Origin of the sequence: Mycolicibacterium vinylchloridicum, assembly GCF_013404075.1 — a bacterium.
GTDB lineage: Bacteria > Actinomycetota > Actinomycetes > Mycobacteriales > Mycobacteriaceae > Mycobacterium > Mycobacterium vinylchloridicum.
On sequence record NZ_JACBJQ010000124.1, the window covers coordinates 1 to 4989 of the forward strand.

At 68.7% G+C, this 4989-nt stretch carries 6 protein-coding genes; 2 read left to right on the plus strand and 4 right to left on the minus strand.

Going from position 1 to position 4989, the window contains the following annotated elements:
• Positions 1 to 272: 272 nt before the first annotated feature.
• Both HPC46_RS35410 and HPC46_RS33660 read right to left on the minus strand, forming a co-directional pair.
• Positions 273 to 1208, minus strand: a complete 936-nt coding sequence (locus HPC46_RS35410) for a tyrosine-type recombinase/integrase (RefSeq protein ID WP_325096872.1) — start codon at positions 1206 to 1208, stop codon at positions 273 to 275.
• Complete coding sequence (locus tag HPC46_RS33660; RefSeq protein ID WP_179476325.1) at positions 1205 to 1609, minus strand: amino acid aminotransferase; 405 nt, start codon at positions 1607 to 1609, stop codon at positions 1205 to 1207. Before HPC46_RS33660 ends, HPC46_RS35410 begins: the two co-directional genes overlap by 4 nt.
• On the opposite strand from HPC46_RS33660, the gene HPC46_RS33665 reads away from it, so the two are divergent.
• Entirely contained in the window at positions 1608 to 1808 is a 201-nt protein-coding gene (locus tag HPC46_RS33665) for a hypothetical protein (protein ID WP_179476324.1), read from the plus strand. The two genes, HPC46_RS33660 and HPC46_RS33665, sit on opposite strands and share 2 nt — an antisense overlap.
• The gene (locus HPC46_RS35910; protein WP_179476326.1) at positions 1805 to 2161 is read left to right on the plus strand and encodes a PASTA domain-containing protein; all 357 of its coding nucleotides are present in this window, start codon (positions 1805 to 1807) and stop codon (positions 2159 to 2161) included. Before HPC46_RS33665 ends, HPC46_RS35910 begins: the two co-directional genes overlap by 4 nt.
• 44 nt (positions 2162 to 2205) lie before the next feature.
• On the opposite strand, the gene HPC46_RS33675 is transcribed toward HPC46_RS35910, so the two are convergent.
• A complete protein-coding gene (locus HPC46_RS33675; protein WP_179476327.1) occupies positions 2206 to 3447 on the minus strand; it encodes a cytochrome P450 in 1242 nt (413 codons plus the stop codon).
• Between the two features lie 92 nt (positions 3448 to 3539).
• A partial coding sequence (locus tag HPC46_RS33680) for a hypothetical protein (protein ID WP_179476328.1) occupies positions 3540 to 4989 on the minus strand: 1450 nt, incomplete at its 5' end.

Genomic DNA, 4989 nt, shown 5'->3' on the forward strand with positions numbered 1-4989 from the left:
CAGCAAATCCCGAGCCGATCAGAGCTCACCGACCGAACAGGAGGCCACCCCCGCGGCACTGACCGCCTGAACCATCACATCGAAGAATCACACGACGACGTCGTACACCACGCCCCTGGACTTGACCGTTGCGCAGCAGCGCTGACACGGTCGTCGGCTCGCGTGTTCCAGGTGCGGCCAAGACTGGGTTGTCAGAGAACTTGTCCATGTGCATCGCCTTCAGAAGCACCTCGCGGGGTATCGAGCACGGGCGCGGCACCCCGCCGTTGTCATCATCGCTGTAGGTCGAGTCGGTCGGTCGCCGCGGCACGATGCTCATTATCCCTTCTGATCTTGGCCACCGCCTGCGCGTGTCGTTCGCTGGCCTTTGACCGGTGTCGGCCCAAGCTCAGCGCGGTGATAGCGCCACGTTGGCGATCTGTCGAAACACGAGTGTAGATCTGTGTTGTCTGAATCGACTTGTGCCGCAACAGTTCCTGCACCGTCCGCAGGTCGTTGCCATCGTCCAGTAGGCTAGTGCCGAACCAATGCCTCAAACTGTGTGGAGTGCCGGCGACCTCGGCGCGGCGCATGGTGCGGCCGATGACGTCGGACACGGACTTGCCGAGCATGTGCTCGGATGGGTGGCCGCGCATCGGGAACCACCAACCGGTGGCCGGCATGGTGCAGGCCAACTCGATGAGCAGCGGGTGCAGCGGGATCGACCGCAGTCGACGGCCCTTGCCCTTCACCCACAACAGGCGAGCTTCCAGGTCGACGTCCTGGCCTTTGATGCGTGCGATCTCCGAGACCCGCAGCCCAGCGAGCAGAGCGAGGAGGATCATCGCTCGTGTCGATGACCACATGCGGGCGTTGAGCAGCTTGGGAACGTCGGTGTCAGCGATCGGGCGCGCCACGCGCTCGGGCACCTTCGGTGACATCACCTTGACCATCGGGTTATCGACTCGGCGGTCGACGAGCTGCAACCACTTGAACCACACCCGCAGATAGGCCACATACGCCGAAGCCGTGGCATCCGACCAGTCGTCATGGTGATCGGCGATCCAACGCACGATCTCCAGCGGCTGCGCCTCGATCGGCTGAACCCCGGTCTCCTCATGGAACTGACGCAGCACCCGGATCCGCTCGGACACCGTGCGCGGCGCGAGGCGCTGGGCACACTGCCACATCTCCCAGTCGTCCAGGCCGACGACAACGACCCCGCTCACAGTCCCAGCACCTTTGCGACGATGGCCAATGCTTGTGACATCGCGACCGGGTCATCCCACGCCATGCCGTCGCGGCCGTCGCGCACCAACGCTGCGCGCCTCCGCAGCTCTACGTCAGGCTCGTCGTAATTCGCACCAACGAACGCGACGGCTGTAGCAGCGTGCTTTGCGTCGTGCCACGTCATCCCCGAGAACGCGCCCTCAAGGTCCAGCACGCCGGCGAAGTCTTGCCACGCTTTACGCACTCGGCTGACGTCATCTGGAGCTGTGAGCATGCACGGCACCTGCACGATGAGTTCCAGGGCTGCGGCCGCCGGATCGGCGGGCTGGCAATCCGGGGCGTGCCGGCCGATCGCATTGCAGCAGGGATAATGGGTGCTGTCGACGGGATACTTGATCATGGCTGCTCCATATCGCTTCGAGGGCGGGAACTCGCCCGATAACAGGGTGCACAGCGCCACCGACGACCCCTGTGTTTTTCCTGGTCGGCACAACGCTCAAGCGTTCGGCACTCCGAAGATGCCGGGCGAGCCGCCACGGGTGCAGCCGAGCAAGAAGGTTGCGGCGCACTGGGACGACGACGGCAACCCGAAGAAGTGAAAACGCCACGCACACTGGTCATTGCGGCATCGGCGGCCTGCATCGTCGGAGCCTGTGCGACGGGCGGGAAATCGGTTGTCGCCACCGAATCAACGGTCAGCGGTACGGTCACGCAGACGATCGTCTCGAGTCCGCCGACGCGTCCGCACGACCTCGTCATGCCGGACCTGCGGGGCATGTATTGGACCGACGCAGAACCGGCCCTACGGACGGTCGGCTGGACCGGTGTGCTGGAGAAGGCTCCTGATCTGACGAACTCGCCATACCGGCCGAACCAGATTGCCGCGCAGGTGCCGGCGCCAGGGCAGGTCATCGCCAGCGACGCGATGATCACCTTGCAGTTCGCCCGCTGATTGATTGAGCGCGCACGTTCGACAATGCGGTGGAATATGACGCGTCAGCGCTCAATCGGTTGGATGGTGACGGGCATATGCCGGACGCCGCTGTGCTTGTTGCTGCGGACGTACTCGATCGGACCGGTCAGGGTCACGGACTGGACGCGGTCGAGCAGCACGTCGAACATCACCCGCATCTCCATGCGGGCCAGCGACGCGCCGAGACAAAAGTGGACTCCGCGCCCGAAGGCCAGGTGCGGGTTGGGGTTTCGCTCGATGTCGAGGACGTAGGGGTCCGCGAACACGGATTCATCGCGGTTGGCTGACGCCCACCACATCGACACCTTGTCGCCGGCCTTGATCCGTTGGCCGTGCATCTCGATGTCGCGGGTGGCCGTGCGCCGGTTGTACGGAGTCGTCGACGCCCAGCGCAGCAGCTCCTCGACTGCGGTCGGGAGCAGTTCGCGGTTGTCGCGCATCCGTTCCCATGTCTCCGGTCGTTCGCTCAGTGCAGCCATTCCGATGGCGATGGAGTTGCGTGTCGTCTCGCTTCCGGCCGCGATGATCAGACTCAGGAACAGGCGCTGCTCGTTCTCGCTGAGCGGCTCGTCATCGATCAGTGCGTGCGTGACGATCGATAGCAGGTCGGTGCTGGGTGGGTCGGATCGCTTGCGCACCAACAGATTTGTCCCGTAGGTGAACATCTGTGCTTGTGCTTGTGCTACCCGGTCACTGATCTCGCCCACTTCGCGCCCTTCGTAATCGAGGGTGACGTTGGCCCAGTTCATCAATTCGTGGCGGTCGGCTTGCGGTACGCCCGCCAGTTCGGCCACCGCCTGCAGCGGCAACTCGGCGGACACATCGATGAGGAAGTCGCACTCGCCCTTGGCAATTGCCGCGTCGACGATGTCGATCGACCGGCGGCGAAGATCCTCTTCGATGGCGCGCAGCGCTCGAGGAGTAGTGCTCGGCGTCAGCAGGCGGCGGAACTGCGCGTGCCGCGGGTCGTCCATCATGTTGAGCAGTGCGCCGACGGCGAACTCCATCGGCATGTCTTCCAGTGTGGTGCCGCCACCTTCGCGGTCACCGCCCGTCTCTGATGAGAAGGCCGCCGCGTCGGCGGCTGCGGCCACGATGTCGGCGTAGCGGGACAGTACCCAGAAGCCCTCACCGCCCGGTGTGTGCTCGGTGGGCGGGTGCCACCAGACGGGTGCTTCCCGGCGCAGAACGTCGAACACGCGGTACGGGAAGCCCGCCGTGAACTGATCGAGGTCGGCAAGGTCGATGTCGTCCAACGTCGCCATCGCTGGACCATACACTCAATCGCACAGCGTCTTGTCGGGGATTTCGCTGATTCGGGAAGGATCAGCCCGCCCCTCGTGTCCGAATCAGACGATTACCGAATACCCCGGTCCCGCCGGGTCGCCGCCGTGGGTGCCGGCCGCCCTAACCGTGTCGATCCCGCCACGGGTGCTGCCACCCCGGTGGCCGCCGCCGGCCCCGCGGCGCCCCCGGTCCCTCCGGCGCCGCCCGTGCCACCGGCGGCAATGGCAGGGGGGGTGACGCCCTTCATCCCGGCCGTGCCGGTGTCGCCGCCGGTGCCCGGCCCACCCGCACCGCCGGCGCCGTTGCCGCCAGTGCCGCCGTCGCCTCCCTTGCCGCCGTCACCACCACTAGCAGGCCCGCAGAATTGGCAGAAGCTGCCGAGGCCATCGGCGCCGTCGCCTCCCTTACCCCCGTCGCCGCCGCTGCCGCCGGGCCCAGCGGCGCCGTTGCCGCCGTTGCCGCCGTTGCCGCCCGGACCGCCACTGCCGCCGACGGGGTTTAAGGCGCCATCGGCGAAGGCGCCGTTGCCGCCGTTGCCGCCGTTGCCGCCCTTGCCGCCAGCGGTGCCGCCGTCGCCGCCGTTGCCGCCCTTGCCGGCAGCGCCTCCACCACCGGCACCGTCGCCGCCGGTGGTGCCGTCGCCGCCGTTGCCGCCGACCCCGCCGGCCCCGCCGGTGGTGCCGCCGGTGCCGCCGGTGCCGCCATTGCCGGCGCTGCCGCCGTTGCCACCGGCCGCGTCGGCGTTGCCGCCGATGCCGCCGCCACCGCCTGTACCGCCGCCGCCGCCGGTCGTGCCTCCTTCACCGCCGCTACCGCCGTTGCCGCCGATTCCGCCGGTGCCGCCGTGGTCTTGGCCGACGCTGCCGCCCGCGCCGAGGCCACCGGTGCCGCCGTTGCCGCCGGTGCTGCCGCCTTCGCCGCCGGTGCCGCCTTCGCCACCATTACCGCCAGTGGCGCCCATCCCGATGCCGAGGCCGCCGGTGCCACCGCTTCCGCCAACACCACCGGTGCGGGTGCCAACGCCGCCAACGCCGCCGTTGCCGCCGGTGCTGCCCAAGCCGCCGCCGCTGCCGCCGGTGCCGCCGTCACCGCCTGCGCCGCCGGTCGCGCCGGCGCCTCCTCTGCCACCGGTACCACCCGTGGCGACGCCGTCACCGCCTGTGCCTCCCATGCCGCCGGCGCCGCCGGTGCCGCCCGGGCTGTCTCCGCCGTTGCCGCCGTTGCCGCCGGCGCGAAATAGAGCGCCGGCTCCGCCCTTACCGCCTGCGCCACCGGAGCCCGGGGCGCCTGCGGCACCCAAGAATCCGGTGCCGAACAGACCGCCGGCTCCGCCCTTGCCGCCTTTGCCACCCGCGCCGCCGGTACCGCCGATGCCGCCTGCCCCGCCCGCATCCTGGCCGGTGGCGCCCTTGCCGCCTTTGCCGCCGGCACCGCCGGTGCCGAACAGCCCACCGGACCCGCCCGCCCCTCCGTTACCGCCGGCCGTACCCGCTAGGTCGGCGTCGGCGCCGTTACCGCCG

Excerpts from the sequence above, each read along its gene's own strand:
- HPC46_RS33665 (WP_179476324.1), top strand. The coding sequence starts at position 1,608 with ATGGCTGCTCCATATCGCTTCGAGGGCGGGAACTCGCCCGATAACAGG.
- HPC46_RS33675 (WP_179476327.1), bottom strand. The coding sequence starts at position 3,447 with ATGGCGACGTTGGACGACATCGACCTTGCCGACCTCGATCAGTTCACG.
- HPC46_RS33660 (WP_179476325.1), bottom strand. The coding sequence starts at position 1,609 with ATGATCAAGTATCCCGTCGACAGCACCCATTATCCCTGCTGCAATGCG.